Raw genomic sequence first — 16,576 nt, forward strand, 5'->3', positions numbered from 1 at the left:
GTCCTCCGGTGCCGGGTCGAGGACCAGCACCTCGGTACCGTCGGCGCGCAGCGCCGTCACCACCATCCGCCCGACCGCACCCGCGCCGCCGGCCACGATCACCGGACCGCCGGTCATCGATCGGCGCCTTCGGACGGCAGTGGCGTTTCGGGCGGCAGTGGCGTGTCGGACAGGGCCCGGCGCATCGTGACCGCCTTGACCAGAGTTTCCTCGAGTTCATCGGACGCGTCGGACAGGGCGACGATGGCACCGCCGATACCGAAGCTCACCTCGTGGTCGGTGACGACCATCGTGCGGATGACGATGGACAGGTCGGCGGCCCCGGTCGGCGACAGGTATCCCAGCGCCCCGGAATACACCCCGCGGGGACCGTCCTCGAGTTTGTCGATGATCTCCATGGTCCGCAGTTTCGGGGCACCGGTCATCGACCCGCCGGGGAATGCCGCGCGCACACAGTCCACGGCGGACACCTCCGGACGCAACGTGCCGCGCACAGTGGACACCAGTTGATGTACCGCAGCATAGGTTTCGACGTCGAACAGTTTCGGCACATGCACCGAACCCGGGACGCACACCCGGGACAGGTCGTTACGCACCAGATCGACGATCATCAGGTTCTCGGAGCGGTCCTTCTCGCTCGACCGCAGATCGTCCCGCAGCCTCCCGTCCTCGGCGTTCGTTGCGCCCCGCGGCCGGGTCCCCTTGATCGGTTTGGACTCGACGACACGGTCCGCGCCGATGCGCAGGAACCGTTCGGGTGACGCGCTGAGCACCGACAGCCCCGGGAAACGCAGCAACGCACTGTACGGGGTGGGACTGATCTCGCGCAGACATTCATACGTGCGCACCGGGTCGACGCTACGCTCGACGGTCGCCATGTTGGTCAGGCACACCTCGTAGGTTTCGCCGCTGCGGATTTCGGCGACGCACTGGTCGATCAGGTCCAGGTAGCGTCGGCCGTCGTGCCGCAGCCGCATCGGCTGGTCGCGGTCCAGACGCAGCAGCGGCGCAGGGGGCGGCGCGAGCGCGGTCATGTCGTCGAGTTCGTCGAGGACCGCGGTGATTCGGGTGAACCAGTCGGCGGTCGCCGACTCGCCGGGCCGATCGCTCAGCGCGATCAGGTAGCACTGCCCGGCATCGTGGTCGAGGACGAGTGCCCGGTCCGCGAACACCATTGCCGCATCCGCGGTCGGGGAGGTGTGCACCAGTTGAGCGCCTGCGTCGGCCTTGAGTTCGTAACCGAGATAACCGACGTAGCCGAGCCCGAACCCGAACGGCAGATCGTCTCGCCGCACGACCGGGCGTTCGGCGAGGCGGCGGTCGAGGTGATCGAAGAAGGTGCTGTGGTATTCGGTGACGGCACCGTCGGCAGTGTGTTCGCGCACCAGGGTTTCGGCGACGCTGTAGGTGACGAATTCGGCGCGGGGGCCGGAACCGTCGCCGAGCACACTGAAGCGGGCACCGGGTTCGGATGCGGCACTGCCGTCGAGCCAGAAGCTGTGCGGCCGGTCGGCGAAAAGTCGTTCGAACACCACCTGCGGATCGAGATTGCGGTCGAGTCGGCGACTCTCGAGCACATACCGGGGCTCGGGCCGTGCAGTGTCCGCCGGTGCCGTGTGCGGTGATGGCGAGTCGACCATGATCGGGCCTCGGTCGGGGGTGGCGTTGCGGAAGTTCACCAGCAGGTCACGGCCGTGTTCGGTGGAGATCGACTCGGGGTGGAATTGAACACCCCACATCGGCCGACTGCGGTGGGCCACGCCCATGAGCAGACCGTCCTCGGTCCATGCGACGGCCTCGAGTTCATCGGGCACCTCGTCGACGATCAGCGAGTGGTATCGCACCGCCGCGAACCGTGCGGGCAGACCGGTGAACAGTCCGGTGCCGGTGTGGACGATGACAGCCAGACGCCCGTGTACGGGTTCGGGTGCCTGCACGACCGGCGCGCCGAACAGATGGCACAGACCCTGGTGCCCGAGGCAGACGCCGAGGACGGGGAGCCCGGCGTCCAGCAGTGCGTGGGCACTGACCCCGAAGTCGCGCGCCCGGTCGGGACGACCGGGGCCCGGTGAGACGACGATGTTGTCGAACCCGGCCGGATCGATGTGTTCCCACGGTGTGTCGTTGGGTACCACGGTCGGTGACACGCCGTTGACCTCGGACAGCAGGCTGTACAAGTTGTAGGTGAACGAATCGTAGTTGTCGACGAGCAGGGTACGGGTGGGCCGTGGGCCGGTGTGCATAGCGGCCTCAGCTCAGGTTCTCGCCGAGGTCGGCGAGGCGCCGGAGTGGATCGTCGACGACGAGATCCTCGACCCGGCATGCCTCGTCGATCAGCAGAACGTAGAGGTCGTGCAGAAACTCGGTGGACAGTCCGTTGCGGTGCGCGTAGGTGGCGGCGCGTTCGTGAACCTGCCGCATCCGGGCTGGTTGCATCACCGGGATCGTGTGGCGCTGTTTGAGGTCGGCGATCCGCGCGATGACGCCCAGTCGGTCGCGCACATCGTCGAGTAGCCGACCGTCGATGTGGTCCAGTTCCGCGCGCAGCCTCGCCAGTTCCGTTTCCGGTTCCGGCGTGTTGCTGTCGTTCATCTGCCTTCACCCCCTGGTACGGCAATCCGGAATTCCCGCAGGGAAATTCCGATTCGCAGGGTATGGTCGTCGCTTTTCGAATATCGATCGGAGTGCGCTCATAATTACATGGAAACGATCATGGTGCCTTCGATTGATCGTATTGTGGCGTGCCCGCGTCACGACCTTCACCGACCGTGGACCGAGACGACGAATGCCGCCCCGTGGACAGTCCCACAGGGCGGCATTCGTACGGGCTCGTAGAGCCCGGGATCGACCTGCCGGTCAGGCTCCGCGACGTTTGGTCTTGAGCAGATCGAGGCGTTCTTTGAGCAATTCGTCGAGTTCGTCGATCGAACGGCGTTCGAGCAGCATGTCCCAGTGCGTGCGCGGCGGCTTGACCTTCTTCGGCTCGGGCGCGGTGCCTTCGACGAGGGTGCCTTCGAGGCCGTTCTTGCAGATCCAGGTGCCGGGGATCTCTGCCTCGTTGGCGAACGGGACGTCGAATTCCTCACCGTTGTCGCAGCGGTACCGGGCGATGCGGCGCGGCGCCAGATCGTGGTCACGATCGGTTTCGTAGCTCACCGCTCCGAGCCGGCTGCCTCGCAGTACACGATCTGCCATGGTGGTGTCCTCTCCGTTGTGTGCTCCGCCCGGTGGGTCGCCGCCTGGTGGCGAGGGGACGACCGGGCGTCGGCGCGTCCTAGCGTGTTCAACGTCGACGCGGCCGAATCCGTTCCCGTGGCCGGGCTCGGTGGGATGCATCATCTTACCGGCCACCGGGGGAGCGCCGGTAAGGTGTCGGGCCATGACCGGACGCGAACGCAAACCGGAGAGTTGCCTCTGGTGCGGACGGCCGGTCCCGGATGCCGGTGTCGGCCGTCGTCGGCGGTATTGCCGGCGTTCGTGCCGGCAGCGGGCGTACGAGCAGCGTGCCCTGACCCGCGACACGGGCCTTCCCGCGGACACTGTGGTGCTCTCGGCCGGGGAGGCTGCGGCGCTGGCCGACCGGGCTTTCGAGGTGCGGTGCGCCGCCGAGGATGTCGCCACGGCAGTCGCCGAGGGCGCGGGTTCCGAGGAGCTGAGCGCACTGTGCGCCGAGTTGCTCCGGGTGGCCCGAGCCGCCGAGCGGATCCGCTGACCTCGCCGTCAGGCGAAAAAGCCACCCCCCTCGCCGTCAGGCGAAAAAGCCACCCATCGTGTAGATGACCTGGCAGTAGGTGCCGTTGGCGTATTCGACGGAGCCGAACAGTGCGGACAAGACCGGTCCGGTTCCGGTGTTCACCGTCTTCGTCAGTTGGGGTACGCCGCCGGTCGTGTCGTCGAGTTTGTCGATGCCACCGCGGAAGGTGTCCATGTTCAGCCAGACGAAGGTCAGGTCGGAGCGGGCGGGCTGCACGGGGATGGTGGGGGAGACGAAGATCTTGAGCTGACCGATGGCGACATCGGGGTTGGTGTTCGGGCCGGGCTGCGCCCATCCGACGGTTTGGGCGAAGGGGACGAACCCTCCGCCGCAGCCGAGGCCGACGGTCGGGGCTGCTTCCATGAACGGCTGCGGCGTGTTGCGCGGCGGATTGAGGAGATCGTCGAGGATTCCGGCGGGGTTCGTGGCCGCGTCGAGCAGTGCGTCGACGGCCGCTGCGGTGTCGGGGGAGTCGGCGGCGGCGCTGCGCAGTGCGTCGGGTGTGAGCCCGGGTGGCTCCTGCTGCGCGTTCGCATGTGCGGGGAGCGCGACAGCGGTGGTTGCGGCGAACAAGGCGCAGAGCGATCGAACGGTCCATCGACGCGGCATCTCGGGCTCCTTCGGGTCACGGGTGCATGCGTGGGGCTGGTCCGGTGCGCCCGAGAATAGTGCTTTTCGGGTGTATCGCTGCGGAATTTGCATCACATTCAGTCACAGAACCGGCAATTCGGGGTTACGAGATCGTTCCGTTGTCATATTTTCATTGTAATGTGATGTCGCGAATCGACCTAACCGGCGCTTTCAACCATATGTCCGAATTTCGATATCGTTTCGATTTCGGCCACCGGCGCGGGGGTGAATTCCGGTGCCGGTTTTGCGGCGTGCGGTTCGGCAATGGTCTAGCTTGAGGGAGCACCCACGCCGGACATGCCTCGACAGCGACAGCAACGACGTGGACGATCGACACCAGAGAGAGCAGCACCACCGTCCATTCGACGAGGTCGGGCCTGCCACTTGTCGGGGGACGAGCAGGTTCCGGAATCGCTTTCTTGAAGGGGAGAATTCTGTTGCACGACGCTCGACACCTGCCACCGGAAGCCTTCCCTCTGTCCTCCGCGCAACGCTCGATCTGGTTCGCCCAGCAACTCGCTCCCGACGTCCCGATCTGCATCGCCCAGTATGTGGACCTGCGCGGCGACCTGGACGTCGCACTGTTGCGCCGCGCCGGCTACACCGCCGGCCGCGAGTTCCAATCGGCGTTCGTGCGGGTGGTCGAGGTCGACGGTGAGCCCTACCAGTTCGTCGATCCCGCCCTCGAACACCTCGACATTCCGCTGCTGGACTTCCGCACCGAACCCGACCCGCTCGGTGCGGCCCGGCACTGGATGGACGCCGACTACGCGACCCCGGTCGATCTGGCCCGCGACCCGCTGGTGAACATGACGATCCTGCGCGTCGCCGACCGGCACCACCTGTGGTACAGCAGGATCCACCACGTCGCACTGGACGGCTACGCGGCGATGACGATGGTCAACCGCATCGCGGCGCTGTACACCGCGGAAACCGACGGCCGCGACCCTGAGCGTTCCCGGGCGGCCGACCTGCGGGCACTCTACGAATGGGACCGCGAGTACCGCGAGTCGAGCCGGTTCGCCGCCGACCGCGACTACTGGGTGGGCCGGGTCGCGGGCATGGACGACGGCACCACCCTGGCCCGGCGGACCGCACCGACCGCGGCGCGCAGCGCTCTCACCGGAAATGCCTTGCCCGACGAGTTGGTGCGGCACCTGACAGCGACCGACGACACCGCCGGTTCGTCACCCACCGCCGTCGTGACCGCCGCGTTCGCCACCTATCTCTCGCGAATGACCGGCCAGGGCGACGTGGTCGTCAACCTGCCGGTGTCGGCCCGCACCACCGCCCTGGTCCGGCGCTCCGGCGGCATGCTCGTCAACACGGTGCCCCTCCGTATCCGGATCGAACCCGATGACACTCGGGACACCCTCGTCGGACGCGTGCAGCTCGAATTGACCGGTGCGCTGCGCCACCAGCGGTGCAGCCTCGAAGACGTCCGCCGCGACACCGGCGCTTCCGGCGACGGTCACCGCTACGCCGGACCGCAGATCAACATCATGCTGTTCCACCAGCAGATCCAGCTCGGCCCGGTCCGCGGCGAGTTCCACATCATGACCTCCGGTCCCGTCGAGGACCTCCTGGTGAACATCTACCAGTCCGGCACCCCGGCCCGCACGTTCGTCGACTTCCGCGGCAATCCGAACCGGTACGACGAGGACGAACTACGCACCCACCACGGTCGGTTCGTCGATCTGCTCGACGAATTCGTCCGTGCCGCACCCGATACCGCGGTCGCGGCGATCCACGCGGATTCCGCCGAGATCGGGGCACAGGTCCGCCGCACCACCGCGGTTGCCGCGTTCTGGGAACACACCCTCGCCGGTGCACCGGATCGGCTGGAGTTGCCGTCGCTGCGCCGCCGACCCGCACGCCCGTCCGGCACCGCCGGGCCCGAAACAGCACGGCCCGAAACAGCACTGTTCAACACAGCGGTGCCCGCCGACGTACCCGCCCTCACCGCTCTCGCCGGGTCCGGCGCGCACCTGCCTCGGGTACTGCACGCGGCACTCGCGGTCCTCGTCGCCCGCCTGACCGGAACCGAGGACACGATCGTCGGCGTGCCGACCGCGACTACCGTACTGCCGCTGCGGGTGCCGCTGTCCGGCGCCGAATTGTTCCGCACCGTCCTCACCCGGACGGCCCTTGTCGATGCGGATGCCTTCGCACACGCCGACGTGACCACCGAGGTTCTCGCCCGTGCCGGCGATCTGGCACTTCCGGTGATCATGACCGTCGCCGGTCCCGACGACCGGGCCGCTCGACCCTCGATGCCGGTCGAGATTGCGCTGCACGTCACCCCGGCAGGCGACGACCGACTGACCGTGCGATGCAGCTACGCCGCCGACGTGTTCGACACCGACACGATCGGTGATCTTCTCGACCGGTGGGCCCGCATCCTCGCCGCGGTCGCCACCGACCCGGACGTGGCGGTGGGCGACATCGATTTCACCGCGGCGGAGGATCTGGCGGGGCTGGCTCCGGCGCACGGCCGGCCGACGATGTCGCCGCAACTGTGGCCCGAATTGCTCTCGTCGGTGGCCGCGATCGTGCCGGACACCGTGGCACTGTCCTGCGCGGGCCGCACCGTCACGTACGGCGAACTCGACGACTGGTCCAACCGGGCCGCCCGGGTCCTGATCGATGCCGGTGCCGGCCCCGAGACTTTCGTCGCGCTCGGCATGGCACGGTCGATCGAGTCGGTCGCCGCGATCTGGGCGGTCGCCAAAGCCGGGGCCGCGTTCGTTCCCGTCGATCCCGCCTACCCGAACGAGCGCATCGCCTACATGCTCGGCGATTCCGGCGCGACGCTGGGGATGACCACCGCCGCGCATCGCACCGACTTGCCGGACACCGTGCCGTGGCTGGCGATGGACGAGCCCGGGTTCCGTGATCGGGTCGCCGCGGCATCGCCGCTGCCGCTGACCGATCTCGATCGACGCGCCGACCTGCACACCGACCATCCCGCCTATCTGATCTACACCTCCGGGTCCACCGGCCGCCCCAAGGGCGTCATCGTCCCGCATCGTGGACTCGCGAATCTCGCTGCCTCGCTGCATAATCGGCTGGCGCCGCCGCCGACCGCCCGGGTCTCGCACTTCTCCTCACCGAGTTTCGACGCGTCGATCTTCGAGTACATGACGGCCTTCGGGATCGGCGCGACCCTGGTGATCGTGCCGAGCACCGTGTACGGCGGGGACGAACTCGCGCGGATCTGGCGCACCGAACACGTCACCCACGCGTTCGCCACCCCCGCCGCACTGGCCTCGGTCGACCCGACGGCCGTCGACCTCGAGGTGGTCACGGTCGCGGGGGAGGCGTGCCCGCCGGAACTGGTGGCCCGCTGGGCACCGGGCCGCCGCATGTTCAACGCATACGGCCCCACCGAAGCCACCATCGTCGTCAACATCACCGCACCGATGACACCGGAACACCCCATCACCATCGGCACCCCGGTGTGCGGGGTCAACGAAGTCGTCCTCGACACGCGCCTGCATCCGCTGCCGTCCGCCGTCGCCGGGGAGTTGTACATCGGCGGGCCGGGTGTCACCCGCGGCTACCACCACCGGCCAGGACTGACCGCCACCCGATTCGTCGCCGACCCGTACGGCTCGCCGGGCAGCCGCATGTACCGCACCGGTGACGTGGTGCGATGGCGTTCCAACGGCGACCGCGCCAACGCCGAATACCTGGGCCGTTCCGATTTCCAGGTGAAGATCCGCGGATTCCGCATCGAACTCGGCGAGATCGACGCCGCACTCACCGCACACGACGACATCACGTTCGCGATCACCGTCGGGCGTACCGCCCCGTCCGGCGACACCCTGCTCGCCGCCTACGTCCTCCCCGAACCCGGACACACCGTCGACGTCGCCGAACTGCTCGACCGGGTGGGCCGCCGGCTACCGGCACACATGATGCCCGCCGCGATCACGGTGCTCGACGAGATCCCCCTGACCCCGGTCGGGAAACTCGACCGGCGCGCCCTGCCCGACCCGGTATTCACCTCCGGCGCCGACTACAGCACCCCGACCACCGCCACCGAACGGGCCGTCGCGGACGTGTTCGCCGAGCAACTCGGCATCGACCGGATCGGTGTCGACGACAACTTCTTCGATCTCGGCGGCAACTCCCTGATCGCCACCCGTGTCCTGGCGCGCATCAACACCGTGCTCGGCACCGACCTGGGTGTGCGGGCCCTGTTCGAAACACCCACGGTGCGATCCCTGGCTGCGGCACTGCCCGCCGTCGGCGCCACCGGCCGGCCGCCGCTCGTCGCCCGGCCACGGCCGGACCCGGTCCCCGTCTCCGCCGCGCAGCAACGCCTGTGGTTCGTCAACCAACTCGACACCGCGTCGGCGGCCTACAACATTCCGATGTCGATCCGGATGACCGGCCGACTCGACGTCGATGCCCTGTCGGCCGCCGTCCATGATGTGGTGACCCGCCACGAGTCGCTGCGCACGGTGTTCCCGGCCACCGGTGACGGACCGGTCCAACGCGTCCTGCCGCCGGGCACCCTGCCCGGCCTCACCCCGATCCCCGTCGGGGGCGACCGCCACCGCGATGCCGTCATCGACAGCGCCGTCACCGGATTCGATGTCGCCACCGAACTACCACTGCGGGTCTCCCTGTTCGAACTCGCCCCCGACGAGCACATCCTGACCGTCGTCGTACATCACATCGCGGCGGACGGCGCATCCCTGGCACCGTTGGCCCGGGACGTGATGTCCGCCTACCTGGCACGCCGCACCGGCCACGCACCACGGTGGACGCCGCTGCCCGTGCAATACGCAGACTTCGCGCTGTGGCAACGCGACCTGCTCGGCGACCCCACCGACCCCGATTCGGTAGCGGCGCGTCAACTCGCGTTCTGGCGCGACCGACTCGCCGGTGCGCCCGAGTTGCTGTCGCTGCCGACGGACCGCCCGCGACCCCCACAGCAATCCTTCCGCGGCGACACCGTCCGCTTCGACATCGACCACGACCTGTACCGGCGTGTCGCCGCGACGGCGCAGACCCACGCCGCGACCCCGTTCATGACGGTGCACGCGGCGCTCGCGGCGCTGCTCGCCCGGCTGACCGGCAGCGACGACATCAGCATCGGCAGCCCGGTGTCCGGCCGCGGCGACCGGATGCTCGACGGCCTGGTCGGCATGTTCGTCGGCACCGTCGTGCTGCGCACCCCCGTGTCCGGCAGCAGCACCTTCGCCGAGCACCTGAGCGCGGTCCGCACCGTCGATCTCGACAGCTTCGACCACACCGACGTGCCGTTCGACTCGGTCGTCGATTCCGTCGCCACCGCCCGGTCCGCCGCGTACTCGCCGTTGTTCCAGGTGATGCTCGCCTTCCAGAACAACGAATCCGCCCACTTCACGCTGCCCGACGTGTCCGTAGACGTCTCCGAAACAGACACGGGAACAACAAAATTCGATCTCCACCTGCTGCTCACCGAAGTACCCGACGAGGACGGCACACCGGTCGCGCTCCACGGTGCCCTGTCCTACGCCACCGACCTGTTCGACCGCGCCACCGCCGCCGCGTTCGCGGACCGGTTCGTGCGACTGCTCACCGCCGCCGTCGACACCCCGAACATCCCGATCGGCGACCTGGATCTGCTCACCCCCGCCGAGCGCACCCGGATCCTCGACGAGTGGAACGCCACCGACGCCCCGCACCCCGGCGGCACCCTCGCCGACCTGTTCGCCGCGCAGGTCGCCCGCACCCCCGACGCCCCGGCCGTCACCGTCGGCGACACCACCCTCACCTACGCCGAATTCGACGCCCGCACCACCCGCCTCGCCCGTCACCTCATCGGCCTCGGCGCCGGCCCCGGACACATTGTGGGACTGGCGATGCACCGGTCCGTCGAACTGCTCGTCGGCATGTACGCCGTCGACCGGGCCGGCGCCGCCCACCTGCCGCTCGACCCCGACCATCCCGCCGACCGGCTCGGCTACGTGCTGGCCGACGCCGCCCCGACCTGCGTGCTGACCACCACCACCGACCATCCCGACCTGCCGGAACACACCCGGATCGTGCACCTGGACCGGCTCGACACCAGCCGCTACCCGAACACCCCGATCACCGACGCCGACCGCACCGCGCCGCTGCACCCCGACGACCTGGCGTACGTGCTCTACACCTCCGGGTCCACCGGCCGCCCCAAGGGCGTGGCCGTCACCCACGCCGCCATCGTCAACCGGTTGCGGTGGATGCAGCACACCTACCCGCTCACCGCCGCCGACACGGTGCTGCAGAAAACCCCCGCCACGTTCGACGTGTCGGTGTGGGAGTTCTTCTGGCCCCTGCAGACCGGTGCCCGACTGGTCGTCGCCGCCCCCGACGGTCACCGCGACCCCGCCTATCTGACCCGGCTGATCGACAGCAGTGGCGTCACCGTCACCCACTTCGTCCCGTCGATGCTCGCGGTGTTCGTCGACGCGGCCGCCCCGCAGCGGTGCGCGTCCCTGCGGATGGTGTTCTGCAGCGGCGAGGCGCTGCCCGCCACCACCGCCGCCGCCGCCGCGGCTGCGCTGCCCACCGCGACCCTGCACAACCTGTACGGCCCCACCGAAGCTGCCGTCGACGTCACCGCCTGGCAGGTCACCGCCGCCGACACCGGCGACATCCCTATCGGCACCCCGGTGTGGAACACCCGCGTCCACGTCCTCGACACCCGCCTCCAGCCGGTACCGGTCGGCGGGATCGGCGAACTGTACCTGTCCGGCATTCAACTGGCCCGCGGCTACCTGGCCCGACCCGATCTGACCGCCGACCGGTTCGTCGCCGACCCACACCGCCCCGGCGACCGCATGTACCGCACCGGCGATCTGGTGTCGTGGCGCACCGACGGCGCGTTGCGATACCTCGGCCGCAGCGACTTCCAGATCAAACTGCGTGGACAACGCATCGAACTCGGCGAGATCGAACAGATACTGCGCGCCCACGACCACATCGCGCAGGCCACCGTGCTCGTCCACCACGGTGTCGACGACCGGGGTGCCGACGACCGACTCGTCGGGTACGTCGTGCCAGCCGCCGGACACCGCGTCGACGCCGCCGCGGTGACCGCATACGCCGCCGGCCGGCTACCCGACTACATGGTGCCCACCCACATCACGGTGCTCGACCGGATGCCCGTCGGCCCCAACGGCAAACTGGACCGCCGCGCCCTGCCCACCCCGGAACCGGCCGCACCCGCCGACCACACTGCCCCGCGCAGTGCTGTCGAGGACCTGCTCGCGTCGATCTTCGCGGACCTGCTCGGCACCGACCGGGTCGGCGTCCACGACAACTTCCTCGACCTGGGCGGCAACTCACTGCTCGCGATGCGGCTCGCTGCCCGCATCTCCGCCGCACTCGACACCGACATCGGCGTGCGCGACCTGTTCGACAGCCCCACCGTCGCCGCGCTCGCCGCGCGCCTCGAACTCGACACCGACACCGACACCGTGGTGCGTCCGGCCCGGCCGCCGCTGCAGCCGGTGGCGCTGCCCGCGCAGATCCCGCTGTCCCCGGCGCAACAACGCATGTGGTTCATCAACCAGTTCGACACCACATCCCCGGCCTACAACATCGCCGTCGCCCTGCACCTGACCGGCACCGTCGACATCCCCGCGATGCGGCACGCCCTCGCCGACGTTGCACAGCGGCACGACTCCCTGCGCACCCGTTACCCGCTCGGCGACGACGGACCCACCCAACTGGTGGTATCGGCGACCGCGACCCTCCCCGAGCTGACCGTTGTCCCCGTCACCGACCCGACCGACCCGAACCCCGACATCACCGCCGCGGTGTCCGCCGGTGTCGACGTCGCCGCCGAGGTCCCGGTGCGGGTACACCTGCTCGCCGTCGACGACCACGACCACATCCTGGTGCTCGTCGTGCATCACATCGCTGCCGACGGCTTCTCGATGCTGCCGCTGGCCCGCGACATCATCACCGCCTACACCGCCCGCAGCACCGGCGAATCCCCGCGGTGGGCACCGCTGCCGGTGCAGTACCCGCACTACACGATGTGGCAGCACACGGTGCTCGGCGACGACCACGACCCCACCTCCACCGCCGGCCGTCAACTCGCGTTTTGGCGCGAGACCCTCGACGCGATCCCCGAACTCCTGGAACTGCCGTTGGACCGGCCCCGCCCCGTGCAGCAGAGCCAACGCGGCGCCCGCATTCCGTTCACCGTCGACGCCGACACCCACCGCGCTCTGCTGGCGCTGGCCCGCACCCACGATGCCTCCCTGTTCATGGTGGTGCACGCGGCACTGACGATGCTGCTGGCACGACTGTCCACCTCCACCGACATCGTGGTCGGCACACCCGTCGCCGGGCGAGGGGACCGCGCCCTCGACGACATGGTCGGCATGTTCGTCAACACCGTGGTGCTCCGCACCGGCGTCGACGACCAGGAATCGTTCCCCACACTGCTGCACCGCGTCCGCACCACCGACCTGGCCGCCTTCACCCACACCGACATCCCGTTCGAACGGCTCGTCGAGGTGCTCGACCCGCCCCGCTCGACCGCCTACTCACCGCTGTTCCAGGTGCTGCTCGAATTCCAGGACATCGACCGGCCCGAGGTGACCCTGCCCGGCCTGACCGCCACGGTCCTGGACCTCGAACCCACCCTGTCCCACTTCGATCTGCAACTGGCCGTCGCCGAAACCGGCGGTGCGGACGGCCCCGGCGGCCTCCGCTGCGCCTTCACCTACGCCACCGACCTGTTCGACGCGGACACCGTCGCCTCCTTCGCCGACCGTTTCCGCCGAATCCTCACCGCCGTCACCGACCGACCGACCGGACCGGCCGATCGGCGACATCGACATCGTCACCCCCACCGAACTGGCGACGCTCGCACCCGCGCGGGGGCTGCCCCCGGTGTCCCCGCAACTGTGGCCGGAACTGCTGTCCTCGGTCGCGGCGATCGTCCCGGACGCGACCGCCCTGACCTTCGAGGGCCGCACCGTCACCTACCGCGAACTCGACGACTGGTCCAACCGGGTCGCGCGGGCCCTGATCGAGGCCGGGGCCGCCCCGGAAACATTCGTGGCCCTGTGCATCTCCCGATCGATCGAATCGGTCGCCGCCGTGTGGGCGGTCACCAAATCAGGGGCCGCCTTCGTGCCGGTCGACCCGACCTATCCGGCCGACCGCATCACCTACATGCTCACCGACTGCTCCGCCACCATCGGATTGACCACCGCCGCGCACCGTGACGGGCTGCCCGACACGGTGCCCTGGCTGCTGCTCGACGACCCCGATGTCCGCCGGCGGCTCGCCGCACTGTCCGCGGCGCCGATCACCGACGCCGACCGCACCACGGCCCTGCACTTCGATCACCCCGCCTACCTGATCTACACATCCGGATCCACCGGCCGACCCAAAGGTGTCGTCGTCGCACACCGCGGCATGACCAACCTCAATGCTGAAGTGCGACAACATTTCTCGATCACACATGGCGCCCGGATCTCGCACCTGGCCTCACCGAGCTTCGACGCGTCCATCTTCGAACTGACCAAGGCGTTCTGCGCGGGCGCGACACTGGTGATCATCCCGCCCACCGTGTACGGCGGCGACGAACTGGCCCGCATCCTGCGCGAGGAACACGTCACCCACGCGTTCATCACCCCGACCGCGCTCGCCTCCCTCGACCCGACCGGACTCGACCACCTGGAAGTGCTCGTCGTCGCCGGGGAAGCCTGCCCACCGGAACTGGTGGCACGCTGGGCGGTGAACCGCCGCATGTACAACGGTTACGGACCGTCCGAGGCGACCATCGAAACCAGCGTCAGCCCCGACATGCACCCCGGCAAAACCGTCACCGTCGGTGGTCCCGCCATCGGATTCCACGAGGTGATCCTCGACGACCGACTCCGGCCCGTCCCGGTCGGCGTCGCCGGCGAACTGTACATCGCCGGCGCCGGCGTCGCCCGCGGCTACCACCACCGCACCGACCTGACCGCCGCCCGCTTCGTCGCCGACCCCTACGGCAGCGCAGGCGAACGGATGTACCGCACCGGAGACGTGGTGCGCTGGCTCACCGACGGCACCGTCGAATACCTCGGACGCACCGACTTCCAGGTCAAGGTCCGCGGCTTCCGCATCGAACTCGGCGAGATCGACGCCGCACTCGCCGCCCACCCGCACGTCACGTTCGCCGCCACCCTCGGACACACCGCCCCGTCCGGCGACACCGTGCTCGTCTCCTACGTACTGGCCGACGCCGGACACACCCTCGACACCACCGCCGTCCGCGACCACGCCGCCGGCCGACTCCCCGCACACATGGTGCCCGCCGCGATTGTCGTCCTCGACGACATCCCATTGACCCCCGTCGGCAAACTCGACCGCCGCGCCCTGCCGATACCGGACCTGACCACCGGTAGCGGCGACTACCACCCACCGAGCACCGACCTCGAATCGACCATCGCCGAACTCGTCGCCGAAATCCTCGGCCACGACCGGGTGTCCGTCGACGACAGCTTCTTCGACCTCGGCGGCAATTCATTGCTCGCCACCCGCGTCCTGGCCCGCATCAACACCGCGCTCGGCACCGACGCCGGGGTACGCGCCCTGTTCGAAGCCCCCACCGTCCGCACCCTCGCCGACCGCATCCTCGACGACCACGGCGGCAGCACCCGAATCCCGCTGATCGCGGGGGAGCGGCCCGAGAAGATCCCGCTGTCCCCGGCCCAGCAACGCATGTGGTTCGTCAACCAATTCGACACCACCTCCGCCACCTACAACATTCCCCTCGCCATCCGCCTGTCCGGACACCTCGACACCGCCGCCCTGACCACCGCCGTCCACGACGTGCTGACCCGCCACGAAAGCCTGCGCACCCGATACCCCGCAGACCCCGACGGCCCGCACCAGCAGATCATCACACCGGACCAGGCCATGCCCGACCTCGATCCGGTCCCCGTCACCGCCGCGGACCTACCCGCCCGGATCGACGCCACCATCACCACCGGATTCGACGTCGCCGCCGCCGTCCCGGTCCGCGCCGCACTGCTGTCCACCGGCACCGACGACCACGTCCTGGTCCTCGTCGTGCATCACATCGCCGCGGACGGGGCGTCGATGGCGCCGCTGGCACGCGACGTGATGACCGCCTATCTGGCGCGGACCCGCGGTCAGGCCCCCGACTGGGAGCCACTGCCGGTGCAGTACGCCGACTACGCCCTGTGGCAGCAGCGCCTGCTCGGCGACCCCGCCGACCCGACCTCCCTCGCCGCCCGGCACCTCGACCATTGGCGGCGCACCCTCGCCGACGTGCACGACGTCCTCGCGCTACCCACCGACCGTCCGCGCCCCCCGCACCGGTCGTTCCACGGCGACACGGTGCACTTCACCGTCCCCGCCGACGTGCACAGCCGCCTGCGGGAACTGGCCGCCCGGCACGGCACCACCCTGTTCATGACGATGCACGCCGCCCTGTCGGTGCTGCTGGCTCGACTGTCCGGCAGCGACGACATCACCATCGGCACCCCGATCGCCGGCCGTGGCCACCGCGCCCTCGACCCCCTCGTCGGCATGTTCGTCAACACCCTGGTGCTCCGCACCCCGGTCACCGGATCGCACACGTTCACCGACCACCTCGAACGCACCCGCGAGGTCGATCTCGCCGCGTTCGGGCACACCGAACTACCGTTCGAGCGGCTCGTCGACGATCTCGCCCCCATCCGCGCCCTCGACCACACCCCGCTGTTCCAGGTCGTCCTCGAATTCCAGAACAACGACCGTCCCCACCTGGAACTGCCCGATCTGGTCGTCGACGCCCTCGACGCCGACCCGCACGTCGCCAAGTTCGATCTGCAACTGACGATCGGGGAACAACCCACCACCGGGACCATCGGCCCCGCCGGATTGCACGGCGCCTTCACCTACGCCACCGACCTGTTCGACGCCGACACCGTCACCGCCCTCACCGAGCGGTTCCAGCGACTGCTCACCGCGATCACCACCGACCCGCACCGACCCGTCGGCGACATCGACCTGCTCGACGCCGGCGAACACGAACCGGCCGTGCCCCCCACACCCGGCACCGGCACCGCACCGACCCTGATGGACCTGTTCGACCGGGCCGCGGCCACCACCCCCGACGCGATCGCCGTCACCGCCACCGACGGGCACCTCACCTACCGGCAACTGTCGAGCCACGTGCACCGTCTCGCCCGCACC

Annotated in this window: 5 protein-coding genes and 1 pseudogene; 2 read left to right on the forward strand and 4 right to left on the reverse strand. The window is 69.3% G+C overall.

Features of this window, described 5'->3' with window-relative positions; translation table 11 throughout:
• Window positions 1-113: 113 nt before the first annotated feature.
• From pabB to WAX14_RS24075, 3 genes are all read right to left on the reverse strand, one after another.
• A complete protein-coding gene (pabB, locus tag WAX14_RS24065; protein WP_422630559.1) occupies window positions 114-2,243 on the reverse strand; it encodes an aminodeoxychorismate synthase component I in 2,130 nt (709 codons plus the stop codon).
• Between the two features lie 7 nt (window positions 2,244-2,250).
• Window positions 2,251-2,592: a chorismate mutase family protein gene (locus WAX14_RS24070; RefSeq protein ID WP_422630560.1), complete on the reverse strand. Its 342-nt coding sequence runs from the start codon at window positions 2,590-2,592 to the stop codon at window positions 2,251-2,253.
• A 264-nt stretch (window positions 2,593-2,856) separates the two neighbouring features.
• Window positions 2,857-3,195 (reverse strand): RNA polymerase-binding protein RbpA, encoded by a 339-nt coding sequence (locus WAX14_RS24075; protein ID WP_422630561.1) that lies wholly within the window; start codon window positions 3,193-3,195, stop codon window positions 2,857-2,859.
• Between the two features lie 184 nt (window positions 3,196-3,379).
• On the opposite strand from WAX14_RS24075, the gene WAX14_RS24080 reads away from it, so the two are divergent.
• Complete coding sequence (locus WAX14_RS24080) at window positions 3,380-3,712, forward strand: hypothetical protein (protein ID WP_422630562.1); 333 nt, start codon at window positions 3,380-3,382, stop codon at window positions 3,710-3,712.
• A gap of 36 nt (window positions 3,713-3,748) precedes the next feature.
• Here the strand turns inward: WAX14_RS24080 and WAX14_RS24085 are convergent, their stop codons facing one another.
• Entirely contained in the window at window positions 3,749-4,363 is a 615-nt protein-coding gene (locus tag WAX14_RS24085; protein ID WP_422630563.1) for a hypothetical protein, read from the reverse strand.
• Between the two features lie 440 nt (window positions 4,364-4,803).
• On the opposite strand from WAX14_RS24085, the pseudogene WAX14_RS24090 reads away from it, so the two are divergent.
• A pseudogene (locus WAX14_RS24090) lies at window positions 4,804-16,576 on the forward strand (amino acid adenylation domain-containing protein); the annotation flags it as partial.

Origin of the sequence: Rhodococcus sp. (in: high G+C Gram-positive bacteria), from assembly GCF_049299235.1 — a bacterium.
Taxonomy (GTDB): Bacteria; Actinomycetota; Actinomycetes; order Mycobacteriales; family Mycobacteriaceae; genus Rhodococcus.